General features: G+C 73.5%; 16 protein-coding genes and 1 tRNA gene. 5 read left to right on the top strand and 12 right to left on the bottom strand.

Annotation, left to right across the window (positions count from 1 at the left end; genetic code table 11):
• Positions 1-12: 12 nt before the first annotated feature.
• The 3 genes from DEI99_RS06405 to DEI99_RS06395 all read right to left on the bottom strand — a co-directional run bounded on the left by DEI99_RS06405 (position 13) and on the right by DEI99_RS06395 (position 3,323).
• Positions 13-1,284, bottom strand: a complete 1,272-nt coding sequence (locus DEI99_RS06405; protein ID WP_111043062.1) for an ABC transporter substrate-binding protein — start codon at positions 1,282-1,284, stop codon at positions 13-15.
• A 261-nt stretch (positions 1,285-1,545) separates the two neighbouring features.
• Complete coding sequence (locus DEI99_RS06400; RefSeq protein WP_111043061.1) at positions 1,546-2,271, bottom strand: hypothetical protein; 726 nt, start codon at positions 2,269-2,271, stop codon at positions 1,546-1,548.
• Positions 2,272-2,345: 74 nt separating this feature from the next.
• The gene (locus tag DEI99_RS06395; RefSeq protein ID WP_111043060.1) at positions 2,346-3,323 is read right to left on the bottom strand and encodes a helix-turn-helix domain-containing protein; all 978 of its coding nucleotides are present in this window, start codon (positions 3,321-3,323) and stop codon (positions 2,346-2,348) included.
• Between the two features lie 254 nt (positions 3,324-3,577).
• Between DEI99_RS06395 and DEI99_RS06390 the strand changes: the two genes are divergently transcribed.
• On the top strand, positions 3,578-4,333 hold the full coding sequence (locus DEI99_RS06390; protein WP_284180968.1) for a hypothetical protein: 756 nt from the start codon (positions 3,578-3,580) through the stop codon (positions 4,331-4,333).
• 113 nt (positions 4,334-4,446) lie between these two features.
• Here the strand turns inward: DEI99_RS06390 and DEI99_RS06385 are convergent, their stop codons facing one another.
• The 3 genes from DEI99_RS06385 to DEI99_RS06375 all read right to left on the bottom strand — a co-directional run bounded on the left by DEI99_RS06385 (position 4,447) and on the right by DEI99_RS06375 (position 7,506).
• Complete coding sequence (locus tag DEI99_RS06385; protein ID WP_111042202.1) at positions 4,447-5,439, bottom strand: alpha/beta hydrolase; 993 nt, start codon at positions 5,437-5,439, stop codon at positions 4,447-4,449.
• Complete coding sequence (locus DEI99_RS06380; RefSeq protein WP_258369467.1) at positions 5,432-6,979, bottom strand: MFS transporter; 1,548 nt, start codon at positions 6,977-6,979, stop codon at positions 5,432-5,434. Before DEI99_RS06380 ends, DEI99_RS06385 begins: the two co-directional genes overlap by 8 nt.
• Before the next feature lie 170 nt (positions 6,980-7,149).
• Positions 7,150-7,506 carry a hypothetical protein gene (locus DEI99_RS06375; protein ID WP_111042198.1) on the bottom strand — a complete coding sequence of 119 codons (357 nt, stop codon included), beginning with the start codon at positions 7,504-7,506 and terminating at the stop codon, positions 7,150-7,152.
• 371 nt (positions 7,507-7,877) lie between these two features.
• On the opposite strand from DEI99_RS06375, the gene DEI99_RS06370 reads away from it, so the two are divergent.
• Positions 7,878-11,693, top strand: a complete 3,816-nt coding sequence (locus DEI99_RS06370; protein WP_284180967.1) for a TIM-barrel domain-containing protein — start codon at positions 7,878-7,880, stop codon at positions 11,691-11,693.
• A gap of 114 nt (positions 11,694-11,807) precedes the next feature.
• Here the strand turns inward: DEI99_RS06370 and DEI99_RS06365 are convergent, their stop codons facing one another.
• Genes DEI99_RS06365 through DEI99_RS06355 form a run of 3 tightly spaced genes read right to left on the bottom strand, consistent with a single transcriptional unit; the run spans position 11,808 to position 13,697 of the window.
• Positions 11,808-12,014, bottom strand: coding sequence for a tautomerase family protein (locus DEI99_RS06365; RefSeq protein ID WP_071253526.1), 207 nt, complete (start codon positions 12,012-12,014; stop codon positions 11,808-11,810).
• A 40-nt stretch (positions 12,015-12,054) separates the two neighbouring features.
• Positions 12,055-12,957, bottom strand: coding sequence for an SDR family oxidoreductase (locus tag DEI99_RS06360; RefSeq protein WP_111042196.1), 903 nt, complete (start codon positions 12,955-12,957; stop codon positions 12,055-12,057).
• Positions 12,957-13,697, bottom strand: coding sequence for an SDR family oxidoreductase (locus DEI99_RS06355; RefSeq protein WP_111042195.1), 741 nt, complete (start codon positions 13,695-13,697; stop codon positions 12,957-12,959). Before DEI99_RS06355 ends, DEI99_RS06360 begins: the two co-directional genes overlap by 1 nt.
• A gap of 97 nt (positions 13,698-13,794) precedes the next feature.
• Here DEI99_RS06355 and DEI99_RS06350 point away from each other — a divergent pair, with 97 nt between their 5' ends.
• The gene (locus tag DEI99_RS06350; protein WP_111042194.1) at positions 13,795-14,496 is read left to right on the top strand and encodes a TetR/AcrR family transcriptional regulator; all 702 of its coding nucleotides are present in this window, start codon (positions 13,795-13,797) and stop codon (positions 14,494-14,496) included.
• Positions 14,493-14,993, top strand: coding sequence for a VanZ family protein (locus tag DEI99_RS06345; RefSeq protein ID WP_111042193.1), 501 nt, complete (start codon positions 14,493-14,495; stop codon positions 14,991-14,993). Before DEI99_RS06350 ends, DEI99_RS06345 begins: the two co-directional genes overlap by 4 nt.
• Before the next feature lie 118 nt (positions 14,994-15,111).
• Here the strand turns inward: DEI99_RS06345 and DEI99_RS06340 are convergent.
• From DEI99_RS06340 to DEI99_RS06330, 3 genes are all read right to left on the bottom strand, one after another.
• A tRNA-Pro gene (locus tag DEI99_RS06340) sits at positions 15,112-15,185 on the bottom strand.
• A gap of 83 nt (positions 15,186-15,268) precedes the next feature.
• Entirely contained in the window at positions 15,269-15,871 is a 603-nt protein-coding gene (locus tag DEI99_RS06335; protein ID WP_146247147.1) for a DUF2238 domain-containing protein, read from the bottom strand.
• Positions 15,868-16,698 carry an endonuclease/exonuclease/phosphatase family protein gene (locus tag DEI99_RS06330; RefSeq protein WP_111042191.1) on the bottom strand — a complete coding sequence of 277 codons (831 nt, stop codon included), beginning with the start codon at positions 16,696-16,698 and terminating at the stop codon, positions 15,868-15,870. Before DEI99_RS06330 ends, DEI99_RS06335 begins: the two co-directional genes overlap by 4 nt.
• Before the next feature lie 70 nt (positions 16,699-16,768).
• Here DEI99_RS06330 and DEI99_RS06325 point away from each other — a divergent pair, with 70 nt between their 5' ends.
• Positions 16,769-18,244, top strand: coding sequence for a hypothetical protein (locus DEI99_RS06325; RefSeq protein ID WP_111042190.1), 1,476 nt, complete (start codon positions 16,769-16,771; stop codon positions 18,242-18,244).
• The last annotated feature ends 35 nt before the right edge of the window (positions 18,245-18,279 follow it).

Below are 18,279 nucleotides of genomic sequence, written 5' to 3'. Positions count from 1 at the left end.
CTCCTGTCCGGGTCAGACCGTCGCCGACCGGCCGGCGAGACGCCGCCAGTCCGCGTCGAGCCGGCGCAGCATCGAGGTGAAGTCGCCGCTGCGGATCGCGGACTGCAGGTAGTTGCCGAGCGGGATCGAGGCGGGGATGAACGTGCCGGCCCCCTGGTAGAAGGCGGCGTCGTCGACGTACTGCTGCAGACCGGCGAGCCGCTCGTCCTGCTGCGGCGGGGCGTCCTTCGTCGGCGAGTACGCCAGGTTGTCGTCGTTGTACGCGTCGATGACCTCGGGCTGCATGAGGAACTCGACCAGTTCGCGGGCCTCGTCCTGGTGCTGCGAGGCCGTCGGGATCCAGAGCCCGAGGTCGATGTTGACGCGGGCCTTCCGGTCCCCCGGGTCGTTCGACACCGGCAGGGCGAACGTGCCGACCTCGAGGTCCTCGTCGATGAGCGCGATCTGGCCGAGCGCCCACGGCCCCTGCAGGTACATCGCGGCCTTGCCCTGTCCGAACGCGAGGTTGCCGTCGGCGTAGGCGCGGGTGGCGTGGTCGGGGTTGAAGAACGACGAGATGGTCTTCGCGCGCTCCATCGGGACCGCGAAGTCCTGCTCGAACGAGACCTCGGAGTCCGGTCCGATGTCGGTGCCCTGCGCCTTCATCTTCCGGAAGAACGTGCCGGTGTCGACGAGGCTGCCGACGGAGTAGTCGAACAGACCCTGCCACAGCGTCCAGGTGTCGCGGTCGGTGGCGTAGATCGGGGTGACGCCGGCCTTCTGGAGCGTCCGGCACACCTCGACGAAGTCGTCCCAGGTGGTCGGGACGGGCAGGTCGTGGTCGGCGAAGATCCGCTTGTTGTAGATGACCCCGGCGGCCGCCAGCGAGTACGGCAGCACGCTCGTGCGGTCCTCGAACCGGGCGTACTGGTTCGTCAGGGTGTCGACGTCGGGTCGTACCCGCGCCGCCGACGGCAGGTCGGAGAGGTCGCTGAGCACGCCGCGTTCGATGTACCGCGCGAGCTCGAGGTTGTCGTTGAAGCAGCCGACGTCGGCGGGCTCGCCGCGCACGAACTGCGGGGCGATCGCCGTGGTCGTGTCGTGCACGACGGTCAACCGCGGCTTCGCGCCCTCGAACCGGCGCAGCAGGTCGTCGAAGTAGGCGATCACCTCCTGCTTCTGCTCGTAGAAGCGCAGCGTCGTCGTGCCGCCGGCCGCGGCGCGCGGGGTCGCGCAGCCCGCGAGCGCCATCGTGCCGAGTGCGATCCCGCCGGCTGCGCCGGCGAGGAACCCCCGTCGACTCACGGCCGCTCGCGTTCCGGTCCTGCTTCCCACCATCGGGTCACTCCCTCTGTGCGCGTCGTCGCGCCGGTCCATCATTACAGCGCTGTAAAAGCAAAGTCAACGTTGTAATCGCGCGGGGTGCGCAACGGACGACCCGCCGGACGGGAGGCACGGGGGACGCCGACCCGCGCCTCCCGCCCGGAACGCCCCGGCCGGACGCGGGTGCGGCCGTCAGACCAGCGCGCGCCCGGTACGCCCCGGGCGGAACGCGGGTGCAGCCCGTCAGGCCAGCGCGCGCTCCGCCTTCCGCACCGCCGCGTCGACGATCGTGCGGAGCTCGTCGTCCTCCGGCACGCCGAACGAGTACGGGGACCCGACGGTCACCGTCGCGAGGAACCCTTCCCCGGCGACCATGCAGGTCTCGCCGACCACCGAGGTCGACGAGTTCAGCTCGTACCGGATGCAGGACGACACCGATCCCCACTCGCCGAGGTCGAGCGGCACCGTCGTGATGCGCTGCTGCTGGCCGTCGATCGTGTAGGTCGCGCCGTCCGTGGGGCAATCCGCGACGGCCGCGGCGATGGCCCGCACGTGCTCGGCGGCCTCTGGGTCGGCGACGACACCGGTGGACAGGAACGACGACGTCGACTCGCGGGTCCAGTCGGCCCCGACCTCGGGCACGTCCGCGAACCCGTCGGGGACGACCTCGGAGAAGTCCGCCGCACAGGCGCCGGGGCTCTCGGCATCGCGCGAGGTGGTACCGCCACTGCCGTCGCCGCCGCTCGTGTCGGGCTTCTCGGTCCACCCGCCCACGGGGAGCTCGCTCGTGGTGAGGACCGCCGAGCGCAGGGCATCCTCGGTGAACACAGCGGTCGGGGTCGGGGTCGGCGTCGAGGTCGGCGCGCCCGCCCGTGCCGATCCGTCGCCGCTGCCCTGCGGTTCGCCGCCGCCGGAGCTGCAGCCCACCAGGATCGCCGCGCAGGTGATGGCCGTGGTCGTCGCGAGCACGCGCGCTCGTCGTGATGGTCCCCCCATGCGGCCAGTCTGGCACCTCCGTGGGCGCGTCGCACGGGACGTCGGCGTCAGCCGCCGTCCGTGGCGCTGCCCGTCGGCGGTTCGTCGGCGGCGAGCGCCGCGGCGAGGGCCGCACTCCGCAGGCGTGCCGGCGAGAAGTCGAGGGGCAGCCGGCTGATCGCTCCGGCCGCGCTCATCACCCGTGCCTGGCGGTCGCCACCCGGGTCCGCGACGCCGTCGGGCGCGGGCTTGACGTCGCCGCCGTCGTCGCCGTCGCCGTCGCCGCTGTCGTCGTCGTCGAAGAGCGCGTCCTCGGCGTCGGACAGTCCGGTCGCGTCGACGGCCGCGTGCAGCATGCGTTCGAACGCAGCACGATCGGCGGCGACCTCAGCCACCCGTGGGTCGTCCACGTCCACCGTGTCGTCGAGCGCTGCTTCGGTAGCGTCCACGCGGTCGGACGCCGCGCGCAGCTCCGGATCGCTCGCCAACGCGATGAACCGACTCGCCTGCACGGCCGCCCCGAGGGGACCGAACACGCGCTCGGTGACGAGCAGGGTGTCGACGTCCTGCCGGCGGAGGGCTCCCTCGGGCAGCGCGTCGAGCCGGCCGGCGACGACGTCGGCGAGCAGGCCCAGGCGGGCACCCCGGGCCCGCATCCGCCGAACGGCGTCGCGCTGCCGTTCCAGCGCCGCCTGCTTCGCGACGAGGGCGCGCTCGAGCCGCTCGAGGACGGCCTCGACGCCCGGCTCGGCGGAGGACTCCGCTGCGTCGACGGGCGCGTCGCCGAACGCGTCGCGGATGTCCGCGAGGGCGATCCCGGCGTCCGCCATCCTGCGGATCCAGAGCAGCCGGGTGATCTCGTCCGGTCCGTAGCGGCGACGACCGTCGCTCCCCCGCTCCGGCTCCGGCAGCAGGCCGATCGCGTGGTGGTGCCGGATGGCCCTCGGCGTCGTCCCGACGAACGCGGCGGCGTCACCGATCCCGACCCGTCGCGGTGGCGTGACGACCAGTTGTCCGGACGGGTCGTGGTTCGGTGTCGCGGTCATGGGACCACCCGACCACATGACGCTGCGGCAGGTGCAACCCCTCGGCCGGATCCGACCCGGAACGGCCGAACATGAGATCTGCTAACGTACCTCCGACCCCCGATCGGGGGTCACCAGGACGGAACTGCCCGAGTTCACCCGACGTCCGCATCCACCGCAGAACGGCACCGCCCCCGGCGACGCCGTGCTGCGGCGACGCCTGTCGGTCGCTCGGCAGGCCCTCCGTGAAGGACCCGAACCCAACGGAGAACACCATGCAACGCACCACCACGCGCATCCTCAGCGGTGCCGCCGTCTCGATCGTCGCCGGCGGGATCGCGGCCGTCGCGGTCGCCGGCATCGCCTCGGCGCACACCCCGGTCGTCTCGGCCACCTGTACCGACCTGCACGTCAGCCTGACGAGCTACCCGTCGGGCTCGACCGCCGACGTCGTGCTGGACGGCGAAGACCAGGGCACGACCACGTTCGGCCGCGAGGGCTACGACCACCACTACGCGCTCGACGGGACGACCACCCACACCTGGTCCGTCGCGGTCACGTCGGGCGACGGCGACACGCGCTTCGACCGGACGTACTCCGGAGCCTCGGACGCCGCGTGCATCCCGACCGCGACCGCCACCCCGACGCCGAGCGCCCCGGTGACGCCGGAGCCGACCGGCACCCCGACCCCCAGCACGACGCCCACGCCGAGCGCACCAGCGACGCCCACGGCAAGCACGCCGCCGACGCCCACGGCCAGCACGCCGCCGACCACGTCCGCGACGCCCGTCGTCGCCCCGCCCACCCCGCTCCCCGCCACGGGCAGCACGCCGGTGGCCACGGCCGCGGCCACGCCCACCCCGGCCGTCGTCGGCGGGACGGACAGCGGCACCGGGCCCTCCGCCACGGGAGAGCTCGCGTACACCGGCTCGCCCGTCGGCCTGGGGGTCGGAGCGGGGGCCGCGGTGGCCGTCGCACTCGGCGGCGGTCTGCTCGGCTGGACCGCCGTGCGCCGTCGTCGCTCCGCCTGACACCTGCACGCTGACCGGGAGGGCGACGGGCACCCCGACGCCCTCCCGGTCCGCACGCTGCGGGTCGATCAGGCCCGGAGCGGTCAGGCCCGGAGTGATCAGGCCCGGCGCGGTCAGGTCCGGCGCGCGACCGGCTCTGGCTCGCCGAGCAGCCGCCGGGTCCAGTCCGCCAGGGCCGCCGTCGCCCGCTTCGACACGGTGGCCTGCGGCACCATGCTCGTGAAGCCGTGGAAGGCGCCCGGCCAGACGTGCAGCTCGGCGTCGACACCGGCTGCCCAGAGCGCGCTGGCGTAGGCGACGGTCTCGTCGCGGAAGACCTCGGCACTGCCGCAGTCCAGGTAGGTCGCCGGCAACCCGGACAGGTCGGTCGCCCGTGCCGGCGCGGCGTACACCGAGACGTCGTCGGTACCGCGACGCGGTCCCAGGTACGCCTGCCACCCGAACCGGGTCATCTGCCGGTCGGCGATCCCGACGCCGTCGATCTGCGCCGCCGAGACGGTGGCGTCGCGGTCGTCGAGCATCGGCGAGACCAGGATCTGCGCCGCGAGCGACGGCCCGCGGCGGTCACGTGCCAGCAGGGCCGTCCCCGCGGCGAGACCGGCGCCGGCGCTCTGCCCGGCGATGACGATCCGTGCCGGGTCCACCCCGAGCTCGTCGGCGTGCTCCGCGACCCAGACGAGGCCGGCGTAGCAGTCCTCGACGGGGTACGGGTCGGGGTGCTCGGGTGCGAGCCGGTAGTCGACGCTGACCAGGACCACGTCGTGGTCGAGGAGCCACCCGTCGTACGATTCGAGGTTGCCGAGGTGGTGCCCGAAGGCCATGCCTCCGCCGTGGATCGTGTAGACGGCCGTCGTCGGCCCGGTCCTGCCGGTGCGCCGGATGACCGCGAGGGTGATCGGGTCGCCGCGGTGCCCGGGCACGGTGACGCTGGACCGCTCGAGTCCCCGTTCCCGCAGTCGCGCGTCGAGGACGTCCTCGGTGACGTCGAGCTGCCGCATGCCGGGCAGCATGTCCTCGGTCAGGGTGAACGCGCCGCGGGACGCGACGGCGTCGAGGAAGCCGGTGAGCTCGGGGTCGAACGGCGGGCGGACGGTGGGCTCAGACATCGGAGGGCTCCTGCATCGTGGTCGTGGTCGTGGTGGTGGAGGTGTTGGTGGTGGTGGTGGCGACCGGCCGGTCGGTGCTGGGTGTCCGTGGCACGGGCACGGCGGTCCCGGCCCGGGCGCGCGCCAGTCCGACGCCGACGAGCACCGCGGCGAGGACCGTGACCGCGCCGGCGGCGACGGCGAGCGCCGTGCCGATGGACGCGCTCCGGTCGGGCGAGGTCACGGTCGCGGTGATGCTGCCGCTGACGAGGCCCGCCAGGACCGCGCCGGTCACGGTCACGCCGACGGCCGTCGCGAGCTCTCCGGCGGTGTCGACGAGAGCCGCTCCGACCGAGGTCCGGTCGGCGGGCAGGCCGGCGAGGACGTTGTTGCCGGCGACCGCACCGACCACCCGCATCCCCGCGGCGACGAGGACGAGCGCGACCAGGACGGACGGGTAGCCGAAGCGGCCGGCCGCGGCGAACACGGCCAGGCCGAGGACGACCGCGGTGGCGCTCGTCCACCCCGCTCGCCCGAGTCCGGCCCGGCGGACGAACGGGCCGACGAAGCGCCCGCTGAGCAGGAGCACCAGCACCTGCGGCAGCGTCCCGACGGCGGCGAGCACGGGTGACCAGCCCCAGACGAGCTGGAGCTGCAGCGTCACCATCGTCGACAGGCCGGCCATCGCGAGGCCCGCGGCGGCCTTGTACGCCAGACCGCTCGCGACCAGGGGGCGTGCGACGAGGTGGAGGTCGAGCAGGGGGTGGCGCGCGGAACGCTCGCGCAGCACGAACGCGACCCCGGCGCCCACGGTCACGGCGAGTGCTCCCCAGGCGGCCGCTCCCCCGCTGCCCGCGACCAGGACGGTCGGCGTGACGAGGACCCCGACGACCGCGACGGCGCCGAGCAGTGCCCCGGCCAGGTCGACCGGGTCGCGCCGCAGGTCCTCCGGCGGGTCGGCTGCGACCCCGGCACGGATGCCGAGGAACGCGACGGCGGCGATCGGAGCGTTGGCGACGACGAGCACCTGCCACGGCGCGACCGCGAGGACGAACCCACCGATCGTCGGCCCGACCGCCAGGCCCACGAGCCCGGCGGTCGAGACGACGGTGAGCGCCCGGACGCGCAGGCCGTCGGTGTCGAAGAGCCGGAAGGCGAGCGCCATCGACCCGGGCGTGGTCATGGCCGCCGCGACGCCCATCAGGGCGCGGACAGCGATGAGCCCGCCGACCGAGTCCACGACGAGCGTCGACACGCTGGCGACCGCGAGCAGCACGAGCCCGACGAGCATGACCCGGCGTCGACCGAACCGGTCGGCCACGGCGCCGAAGAGGAGCATGAGGCCGCCGAAGGCGACCGAGTAGGCGCCGGTCACCCACTGCAGCGCGGAGGTCGACGCTGCGAGGTCGCGGCCGATGGTGGGCAGCGCGACGTTCAGCACCGAGTTGTCGAGCATCTCGAACAGGAACACCGCGGACAGGCCGGTCAACGCGACCCACGCGTCGCGGAGGCGGTCCGGCGGCTTCGAGGTGCCGGTCGGCAGAGGGGATCGGACGGTCACGGGCGCACTCCTTCGATGAAGAAGTGGCGACTCCCGTGAGACGCGTGCGCGCTTCCGCACTGCCTGAGCAGTGCGGGATTTTTCCCTCTGCAGCACACCGTAGCGCATCGCGGAGCGCGCCGCAGCGGGTGCGGACGGTCAGCGCCCGCTCAGCGCCGGCCGCGTGGAGGTCAGTCCTCCGACGGCGGGTCGGTGCGCAGCTCCCGTGCGGCCGGGTCGTCCGAGTGCGACGACGCCGCGTCGACGAAGCGGCTCCCACCGACCTCCGCCGTGCGACGCGTGAGCTCGTTCACGAGGTCCTCGTCCTCGGGCTCGAGCTCGTCCTCGGGGGCGACCTCGATCATCACCTGGGACGCCGGACCGAGCAGCACCTGCGCGGTGGCCGCGAGGCCGTCCTGGTCCGCAGTCGGGATCTCGACGATGTCCGTCGTCCCGTTCTCGCCGAGCGCCGCCGCGTAGGCGAGCACCGCCTCCGCGATCGCGTCGCCGGTCATCACCTTGTTCTCGCCGTAGACCACGTACTTCATGCGCCCATGCAACGCCGCCGTGGCCGAGAACGCGCTGAGGCGCTGTCCCCCGCCGCCACAGCGCCGGGACCGGCCACGATGCGGACGGGAGGCGCGGTGCCGGACCGGCACGTGCCTCCCGTCCGCCCGTGGTCGCGCCGACCGCCCCGCCGACCGGTGGGCGCGGGTCACCAGGTCCGCCCATGGAAGACCGGTCGTCCGCGTCGGGAGCCGGCTGGAGTCCGCGAAACGAGACGCCCCTCGTGCCCCTTCCTCGGGGGCCATCCGAGCCGTATGGTTTACAGCGTTGTAAACGGGTCGTCGTGGTGGCGACCCGAGATCCCGGCCGTCGCACGGCCCGATGGACGACGTCGTCCACGAGGAGCACCCACTTGCGCCCCATCTCCTTCCGCTCCCGAGGGCCGCGCCGTGCGCTGTCCTCGGCGATCATCGCGGCGACCGCGCTCGGCCTGGTCGGCATCGCTGCGATCCCGGCCGCCGCGGACCCGGCAGCCGACCGCACCGTCGTCTCCGGGCAGGCCCGGTTCGAGGTGCTCTCCCCCACCCTCATCCGCACCGAGTACGCCGGCGACTCGACGTTCACCGACGGCAGCACCTTCAACGTCATCGGCCGCGACGACTTCGCGCCGACGCCGTTCACGAAGTCCGAACGCGACGGCTGGCTGACGCTCGACACCGGCGCGATGACGGTCCGGTACAAGGAGGGCTCCGGCGCGTTCACGCAGGACACGCTGCAGACGACGCTGACCCTGCCGTCCGGGCAGCGGGTCACCGGCACGCCGTGGGTGTCGACGCCCACCCCGTCGTGCGCGATCGGCACGTTGTGCGAGGCCGAGACGCTCGGCCTCACCGGCCTGTCCCTCGCCACCGACCACACCGGCTTCACCGGGGCCGGCTTCGCCGCGGGCTTCGAGTCGGTCGGCAACGCCATGACCTTCACGACGACGGCCCCGCGCGCCGGTTCGTACGACCTCGCCCTGCGGTACGCGAACTCGCAGGGCGGTGACGGTCAGGTCGCCACCCGCACCCTGAGCGTGACCGTCGACGGCGGCGCCCCGAAGACCATCAGCCTGGCACCGGGGCAGAACTGGGACGACTGGAAGACCACCGCCGCCACGACGCTCGACCTGCCCGCGGGCGAGCACCGCGTCCGCATCGAACGCACCGCGAGCGACTCCGGCCGCGTGAACGTCGACAGCCTGGCCCTCGTGCCGGCCGGCGACGCCTACCCGGCACCGTCGACCACGGTCAGCGGCGAGGACTGCGCCTTCGGCACGGTCTGCCAGGCCGAGGACTCGGCACGCACCGCCCCGGCGACCACGGCGACGAACCACAACGGCGCCGCCGGGTCCGGCTTCGTCGCCGGGTTCGAGCGCGCCGGCGCACAGCTGACGACCCACGTCACCGACGTGCCCGCCGCCGGCGACTACGCGCTGCAGGTCCGCTACGCGAACGGCTCCGCCGGCACGCCCACGCTCACCGCGGCGCCGGCCGGCCAGCAGGCCACCACCGCCGAGCTCCCCCGCACCAGCGGCTGGGACTACTGGAACACCGTCACCGTGCCGGTGCACCTGGCCGCCGGGGCGAACGACGTCGTGATCGGCTGCCCGACCGTGGCGAACAACTGCAACGTCAACTTCGACACGGTCGCCGTGGTCGACGCCGGGTCGCCCGTGCTCGCCGCGCACGCCCCGCTCGGCGGCTACCGCCGTGACCTCGACACCGCGAACGGTGCCGTGAAGACGAACCCGGGCCTGCTCTACCAGGACGGCTGGTCGCTCCTCGACGACAGTGCCTCGGCCCTGTACGACCAGCGCACCGACACCGTCACGCCCGCCGGAGACCACGGCGGCAAGTCGTACCAGGACGGCTACGTGTTCGGGTACGGCACCGACCACCGCCACGCGCTGCAGGAGCTCGCCGTCCTGACCGGCCCGACCAAGCTGCTGCCCCGCTGGGCGTACGGCGTCTGGTACTCCGAGTACTACGACCGCTCGCAGGCCGACTACCTGGCGATCGCGAAGCGGTTCGCCGACGAGGACGTGCCCGTCGACGTCATGGCCATCGACACCGACTACAAGATCGGCAGCCCCACCAACGAGGGCGACAGCAAGTGGGACGGCTGGTCGGTCGACCCGGCCCGCATCCCGGACATGACGAGCCTGCTCGCCGACTGGCACGCCGAGGGCATCCACAACACCCTCAACATCCACCCGTCGATCTCGAGCAAGGACCCGAAGTTCGCCGAGGCGCAGGCCACCGCGAAGGGCAAGCTGACGAAGGGCGACGGCGACCGGTACCTGTTCGACTGGTCCGACCCCGACCAGCTCGAGGCCTACTTCGACCTGCACGGCTCGATGCAGCCGGAAGGCGTCGACATGTGGTGGCTCGATTGGTGCTGCAGCGAGAACTCGAAGTACTCGGCGAACGGCGTCACCCCCGACGCGTTCATCAACCAGCAGTACGCGAAGTACACCGACGAGCAGCTCGGCGGCCGCGGTCTGGCGTTCTCGCGGGCGTACGGCTCGCTGACCGCCGGCGGCTACGGCAACCCGCAGGCGGTGCCGACCGGACCGTGGGCGGACAAGCGCACGACCGTGCACTTCACCGGCGACACCACGTCGTCGTGGGACATGCTGCTCGCCGAGGTCGGCTACACCCCCGGTGAGTCCGCGGCGACCGGCCTGGCATCGGTCAGCCACGACATCGGCGGCCACAACGGTGCGCAGTACGGCATCGAGGGCGCCGAGGAGGGCACAACCCAGCTGCCCGAGGACCTCTACGCGCGTTGGGTGCAGCTCGGTGCCTTCCAGCCGATCGACCGCCTGCACAGCAACCACAGCGACCGGCTGCCCTGGCAGTACCCGGCCGCGGCGGAGGCCTCGGCGAAGCAGTTCCTGAACCTGCGCGAGGCCCTGGTCCCGCTGACCTACACCCTCGCCGCCCAGGCGACCGAGACCGGCACCCCGATCCTGCAGCCGCTCTACCTGCAGTACCCGGACGCGCAGGAGTCCTACGCGCAGGCCGGCTCCGAGTACCTGTACGGCCCGGACGTGCTCGTCGCCCCGGTGACGACCGCGAACGACAAGACCGGCACGGCCACCCGCTCCGTGTGGTTCCCGGCAGGCAGCTCGTGGACCGACTGGTTCACGGGCGAGACCTACGCGGGCGGCACCACCGCCGACGTCACGACCGGCCTCGACGCCATGCCCGTGTTCGTGAAGAGCGGCGGGATCGTCCCCACCCGCTCGGAGCAGGTGCGGAACGACGCCGCACCGCTCGACGCCGTCACGCTGACGGTGGCGACCGGTGCGGACGGCACCTTCGACCTGCACGAGGACGCGGGCGAGGACAGCGGCACCACGGTGAGGAAGGCGGCCACCAAGGCCGCCTCGGGCAGCGCCTCGACCGCCGTCCACTACACGCAGCAGGCAACCGGCGGCGAGCTCGACATCGCGCCCGTCGACGGGAGCTTCGCCGGCCAGGTGCAGGACCGCTCGTGGACGGCGACGTTCACGAACGCCGACCGGCCCCGCACCGTCACCGTCGACGGCCGCGTGGTCGCGCAGGGCGCCTGGAGCTACGACGCCGACACGCGCACCATCAGCGTGCCGGTCGACGAGCGGTCCGTGACCGAGCGCACGGTCGTGCGCTTCAGCAGCGAGGCGGCGGCGACCCCGGTGCTCCGCGTCGAGTCCCCGTCGGTCCGCGCCGGGGCCACGCAGACCGTCACCGGCAGCGGCTTCCCGGCCGACGCCGACGTGGCCCTGTCCACCGCACCGCGGATCGGGACGGCCACCGCCCACACCGACGCGGCCGGTGCGTTCTCGGCCGACCTGCGGATCCCGACGACGGCCTCCGGTCGCGTCACCGTCACCGCCTCGGTCGGCGGGGACGTCCTCGCCAGGACGGCCTTCACCGTCACGGCCGCCGCTGCCGCGCCCGCACCGACCGCGTCGCCGACGCCCAGCACACCGGGTGCCACCGCGCCGGGCGGCACGCCGACCGATGGCACCGGCGCCGCGTCGCCGGGCACCGGCGGCACCGCGGCCGGCAGCGACCCGGGCGGTGCGCTCGCCTGGACGGGAGCGAACCTGCTCCCGATCGGGCTGCTCGCAGCCGCGCTGCTCGCCGCCGGCGGGGTGGTCCTGACGCTGCGGAACCGGCGACGCCGAGCGCGTGGCTGAGTCCGTCTGATCCCGCGCCCTGGGCGCGACCGATGACGGACGGGAGGCCCGGTGCCAGCTGGCACCGGGCCTCCCGTCCGTCGGTCGCGTGCGTCGGACGCCCGCGCAGCGCCCTCAGACGCGGCCGAGCAGCGCCTCGTTGAGGACGGTGCCGCCGAGCATCCAGCCGCCGTCGGCCACCTCGTCGAGGATGACGAGCGTCGTCGGGCGGGCACGTTCGCCGTAGACGTCGACGATGGCGTCGGTGACGGCGTCCTGCAGTTTCTTCTTCGACTCGGCGGTCAGGGTGTCAGCGGGGACCTTGATGTTGGCGAAGGGCATGGTGTTCCTCTCGGTGGGGTGTCCCGGGCGGTCCGGGGGGTCAGAGTGCGGCGTGCGAGGACAGGAGGTCCTCGATGCCGACGCGGTGGTAGAACTCGGTCCGGATGCGGTCCGCGACCGCCGAGACGACCTCGCTGCCGTCGCGCGAGGGATCGACGTGGGTGCGGTACGGGCGGCCGCCGTCCGGCAGGCCGACCACGCGCACGATCTCGTCGGCGACGTCCTGCACGTCGGCTTCGGCGGGCACGATCGCGGCGAGGCGGTCGGTCAGGTCGCGCCGGAGCGCCCCGTACTCCGTGTCGTGTTCGTCGATGCGGGCGGTGTCCGTCGGGACGGCGGCGTTCGTGAAGTGGTTCGTGCCCGAGGTGAAGGCGCCGGGGACCACGATCGTGGTGTCGATGCCGAAGCGGATCAGTTCCGCCGCGTAGCTCTCGGCCAGGGCGTCCATGCCGGCCTTCGCCGCGAAGTACGGGGCGAGGAACGGCGGGTGGCCGCCGCGGGTGGACGAGCTGCCGACCCAGACGACGAGTCCGGACCGGCGCGCACGCAGGTGTGGCAGGACGGCACGTGCGACGCGCTGGGCGCCGACGACGTTGACGTCGTACAGGGCGGCGAACTGTTCCGGCGTGAACGCCTCGGCCGGGCCGTAGGCCATGTGGCCGGCGTTCTGCACCAGCACGTCGATGCGCCCGTGCGCGCGGATCACGGCGCTGACCGCTTCGTCGACGGACTGCTCCGACTGCACGTCGAGCTCGACCGCGCCGAGCTGCAGGCCCTCGCGCACGGCGAGGTCGTCGAGCGCGGCGCGGGCGGGCGCGTTCCGGCCGTCGACCGCTCGCATCCCGGCGACGACGACGTGTCCCGCCCGCGCGAGCGACTCCGCCGTCAGCCGGCCGAAGCCGCTCGACGCGCCCGTGACGAGGACGACCCGCGGCGTCGGCATCAGACCATCCCGCCGTTGGCGCGGATGGTCTGGCCGTTGACCCAGTGCCCGTCGGGCCCGGCGAGGAACGCGACGACACCGGCGATGTCCTCCGGCGTGCCGAGCCGTTCGAGGGCCGGGACCTTCGCCAGGGTGTCGATCTGCTCCTGCGTCTTGCCGTCCAGGAACAGCTCGGTCGCCGTCGGCCCCGGGGCCACCACGTTCGCGGTGACGTCCCGGCCGCGGAGTTCCTTCGCGAGGATCAGCGTCATGCCCTCGACCGCGCTCTTGCTCGCGACGTAGGCACCGTAGGTCGGGAACTGCGTCCCGACGACCGACGTCGACATGCCGACGAACGCCCCGCCGGCCCGGAGACGACGGGCGGCCTGCTGCGCGACGACGAAGGTGCCGCGGATGTTCGTCCGGTGCAGTGCGTCGAGGACGTCGAGGTCCTGGTCGGCGATCGTCGACAGCGCCAGGCGGCCGGCGGAGTGCACGACGACGTCGACGCCGCCGTGTTCGGCCTCGACCCGGTCGAACATCGCGGCGACGGCGTGCTCGTCCGCGACGTCGGCCTGCACGGCGACGGCACGGCCGCCCGTCCGCTCGATCTCGGCGACGGTGGCGTCGGCGGCGGCCGTCCCGCTGGCGTGGTTGACGACGACCGTGAAGCCGTCCGCGGCGAGCCGGGTCGAGACGGCGCGGCCGATGCCGCGAGAGCCGCCGGTGACCACGGCGATCCGGCGAGGAGTGGTGCTCATCGGGGTTCCTTTCAGTGATACGCGCCGGGCATTTCGGCGCTACGGCAGAACGTAGCACGGTTACGATCAACGGTACAAACTGCGCTACGATCGGTGCATGGCCCGATCTGACGAAGCGCTCCGCAGCGCCCTGCTCCGCGCAGCGGAGGACCAGCTGGTCACGGCCCCCGACGGGGACGTCGCCACCCGAGCGGTCTGCGAAGCGGCCGGCGTGACCCAGCCCGTGCTCTACCGGATCTTCGGCGACAAGCGCGGGCTCCTCGACGCCCTCGCCGAGACGGGCCTGCAGCGGTACACCGCACGGAAGGCCGAGCTCGAGGTGTCCGACGACCCGGCAGCGGACCTGCGCCGTGGGTGGGACGACCACCTCGCGTTCGCTCGGGAGCACGCCGCCCTCTACCGGCTGATGTTCGCTCCGCGGCCGTGGGCGAGCAGTTCCGCGCGGGACGGCCTGACCGCTCTGCTCGAACGGACGCTGACCCGGTGCGCGGCCGCGGGCCTGCTCCGCGTCGACGTCCCCGTCGCAGCGACGATGCTGCTCGCCGCCAACGTCGGACTCGCGCTCCACCGGATGACCACGACGGGTCCGGACAGTGCCGAGGACGACGCGCTCCGGGACGCGGTCCTCGACGCCGTCCTCGTCGAGGCGTCCGCCCGCGACCAGGACGACGTCGACGCGGCTGCTCGTCGCCAGCTCCGCGCCCGGCTCGACGACGACGGATCGAGCGCGTTGCTCCCCGAGGAGACCGCGCTCATGCGGATCTGGCTCGACCGACTCGACCACGAAGGCACCCTGTGATCTCCACGTTCCTCGTCGAGCACGCACCCCTGGTCCGTCCTGCCTTCTGGATGGCGGTCGCCATCGCGGCCGTGCTGGCCTGGGCACTCCACCGGCTGCGGCTCCGCGGCGTGCTGCTGGGCCTGTCGGGGCTGTCGCTCGTCGCGGTGCTCGCACTCACCCTGCTGCCCGACGGGGTCCGGACGGGTGGCGTCACGTGCACCGTGCAGTTCTCCGTGCCGTTCCAGGGCCTCGACACCCTCGCCAACGTCGCGCTGCTGCTGCCGCTCGCGCTCTTCCTCGGGGCGGCGACGGACCGACCGCTCACCGTCCTCGCCGGCACGGTCGCGCTCTCCGCCGTCATCGAGGTCGTGCAGGCCCTCGCGCCGGCACTCGGTCGACGCTGCGACACGAACGACTGGTTCATGAACACGATCGGCGCACTCCTGGGTACGGTCGTCGCCCTCGTCATCGGCCGGATCGACCGACGCCGGAGGGCCGCAGCCGTCTCCGGATGAGCGACGGGCGCGGCGCTCGACACGTCGCTGCCACCACGCAACGCAGAAGCCCACCGAGGTCATCGGTGGGCTTCTGCGTTGCGACCGGTGTCGGACGATGTCCGAGCCGGCGTCCCGGTCGGGCTGACAGGATTTGAACCTGCGACCCCTTGACCCCCAGTCAAGTGCGCTACCAAGCTGCGCCACAGCCCGTGAGCCCCGAGGGGCTCAGGATCCCGGAGGATCCTCGCCCGCGTCCGACCGGAGCGCGAGCGACCGGTCCAGCATAGCGGACGTCAGGCCGCCTCCGTGCCACGGCGAGTCGGCTGCACCACCTCGCGCCGGGCCGCGAGCCACGGCAGCCCGAGCCCGAGGAGCAGCCCGCCGGCGCCGTCCGCCGCCAGGTCGCCGATCGTGTCGTCGTAGCCGACGAAGATCGCCGAGTCGACGAAGTTGTGGCCGAGCCACTCCCCCATCTCCCACGCGGCACCGATGGCCAGGCCCGCGGCGAGCGCGAGGACCGCGACGACGACCCGGCGCTCGGCGTGCGGCGCCGGGACCGCCCGCAGGTCCGAGCCGATGACGTACAGCACCGCCGCGAGCAGCCCGGTCAGGACGACGTGCATGAACTTGTCCCAGAGGAAGACGGTCGTGTACCACTCGAGCACGCTCGACCACCCGGCGAGGAGCACGAGCACGCAGACGGCGATGTCGAACGCGGGCCGCAGTCCGAGCATCCGCGGCACGACGACCCCGAGCAGCGACAGGGCCATCACCGGCAGCGCGGTCCCGCCCCACCCGATGCTCGCCACGACGAGGCTGACGAGGGTCAGGGCACGCACCACGTCGGCCGCCAGGAACCGCGGCCGCAGGAACGTCGGCCCGAGCGAGCGGATCACGACGCCCACCGCACGACCGCGTGCACGGCCGCGTGGTCAGAGGGCCAGACCCGGCCCGGCCGCCGGTCGGAGACGGCGACCCGCTCCACCTCCGCCTCGTCGGTCACGAGCACGCCGTCGATGCGCCGGTCGCCGACACGGGGGCTCCGGTAGTGCGGGTACGTCCCGTACGCCTCGCCGACCTGACGGGAGGCCCGGTGCCAGCTGTCGACGACACCGGCGTCCGCCAGTGCTCGCCACGGTGCGGACCCCGCTGGGCTGTTCCAGTCAGCCATGACGACCGCGGGCAGGCCGCGCTGCCGGACGATGCGCCCGAGCAGTCCGGCGGACCGGAGCCGGGCCCACGGCGAGGCGACGTCGAGGTGCGTCGCGATCGCCAGGAACCGCACGCCGGTCGCCCGGTCGTCGACGACGGCGCCGACGGCGTGCCGCGAGAAGGACGTGGCCCACGAGCGGGACCCGGGTCTCGCGGGGGTGCGGGAGAGCGCCCACGTGCGCTGTTCGACGACGTCGAGGCGGGAGCGGTCGAGGAACAGCCCGACCTGCTCGCCCCCGCCGCTGCGTCCGCGGCCGACCAGCACGGGTTCCCAACCGGACCCGAGGGCGGCGGTGAGGTCGGCGGCCTGGCTGGGCAGGGCCTCCTGGACGGCGAGGACGGTGGGCGCTTCGGAGGCGATGAGCGCGATCACGGCGTCGCGGCGTCGCTCCCAGGCGTCCGGGTGGGACGGCGGCCGCGGCACGCGGCGACGCACGTTGAGCGTCATGCAGTGCACCTCGGGCGACCGGACCGGTCCGATGAGCGGGCGGTCGTCGGGGTGGTGGGGCATGCCTCCCTTCTACGAGACGACACCCGTCGGATTCCCAGGGACCTCTCCGCCTGGCTCGTAGGGTGGCCCGATGCGTTCCCGACCTGCTGCCCGAGTCCTCGTCGCGACCGTCGCCTGCGGGCTGCTGATCGGCGCCGCCGGGTGCACGTCGAGCGAGCCGGAGCCGACCCGCGCGACCCTGTCGAGCGCGTCCGCGGACACCGTCACCGTGGCGGCCGGGTCCGATGCGGCCGAGCGGTCGCTCCGGGCGAGTCGCGCCCTGTTCCGGAGCGCCCCGGGCGCCGTCGTCGCACCGGCCGGCGACGCCGACGCGGTGGCGGCAGCGAGCGGGGTGGCCGAGCGCTCCCACGTGCCGGTGCTCCTCGCGGGCGAGGGCGGCGGGAAAGCCGTCGCCCGCGAACTCGACCGGCTCGGCGCCGGGTGGTACCAGGCCGAGGGCGACGTGTCGGTCGACACCGACGCGACGGAGCAGGACGCGCCGGACGGGGGCGACGCACCGGAGGCGGGGCGGGCCTCCCGGCCGACCACGGTCGTGGTGGCGGACGCGAGCGCCGACGCCGCGGTCGTGGCGACCGCGAAGGCCGCCGGTGCGCACGTCGTGCGCATGCCCGACGGGGTGACCGATCCCGCGGCGGCACCCGACGTCGTGACGGCCCTGCACGACGGCACGGGCGGGCCGACGCTGCTCGTCGGGTCGGCGTTCGCCGCGCTGCCCGACCCCGAGTGGACCGTCCGGGCGGCCGAGAGCGGGTTCCAGCTGCGGAACGGCGGCCAGCGACCGTTCGACGGGCACCGCTACGTCGCGCTCTACGGAGCGCCGGGCGCGCCGGCGCTCGGCGTGCTCGGCGAGCAGGGGCCGGAGGCGACCGTCCGGCGTGCCGAGGCCGTCGCGAAGCCGTACCGGGCGGAGTCCGACGAACTCGTCACGCCGGCGATGGAGGTCATCGCAACCGTCGCCGCGGGCGACGCCGGGGCCGACGGCGACTACTCGACGGAGCTGCCGGTGTCGACGCTCGAGCCGTACGTCGATGCGGCACACGACGCGGACATGCCGGTGATCATCGACCTGCAGCCCGGGCGCTCGGACTTCCTGTCGCAGGCGAAGCAGTACGAGTCGCTGCTGAAGAAGCCTGGCGTCTGGCTGGCGCTCGACCCGGAGTGGCGGCTGACGAAGGACCAGGTGCCCTTGAAGCAGATCGGCAGCGTGTCGGCGTCCGAGGTGAACGAGGTCTCCTCGTGGCTCGCTGCGCTCGTGCGCAAGGAAGGTCTGCCGCCGAAGGCCCTGGTGCTGCACCAGTTCCGGCTGTCGATGATCCAGGACCGTTCCGCGCTCGAGACCCATCCGGAGCTCGACGTGCTCGTGCACGTCGACGGGCAGGGCTCGCAGCCGGACAAGCAGGCGACGTGGAAGGCCCTGCACGCCGGCGCGCCGAAGGGCCTGCACTGGGGCTGGAAGAACTTCTACGACGAGGACACGCCCATGCTGACCCCGTCGCAGACCATGTCCGAGGTGACCCCGACACCGTCGTTGATCACCTACCAGTGAGGCGCCCCGGCGGGGTTTCGTCGGTCGCTGCTGAC

The sequence above is a fragment of the Curtobacterium sp. MCLR17_036 genome, from assembly GCF_003234445.2.
Classification (GTDB): Bacteria; Actinomycetota; Actinomycetes; order Actinomycetales; family Microbacteriaceae; genus Curtobacterium.
Note: the sequence above shows the minus strand (reverse complement) of the source record. Positions and strands in the feature narration are given on the sequence as shown.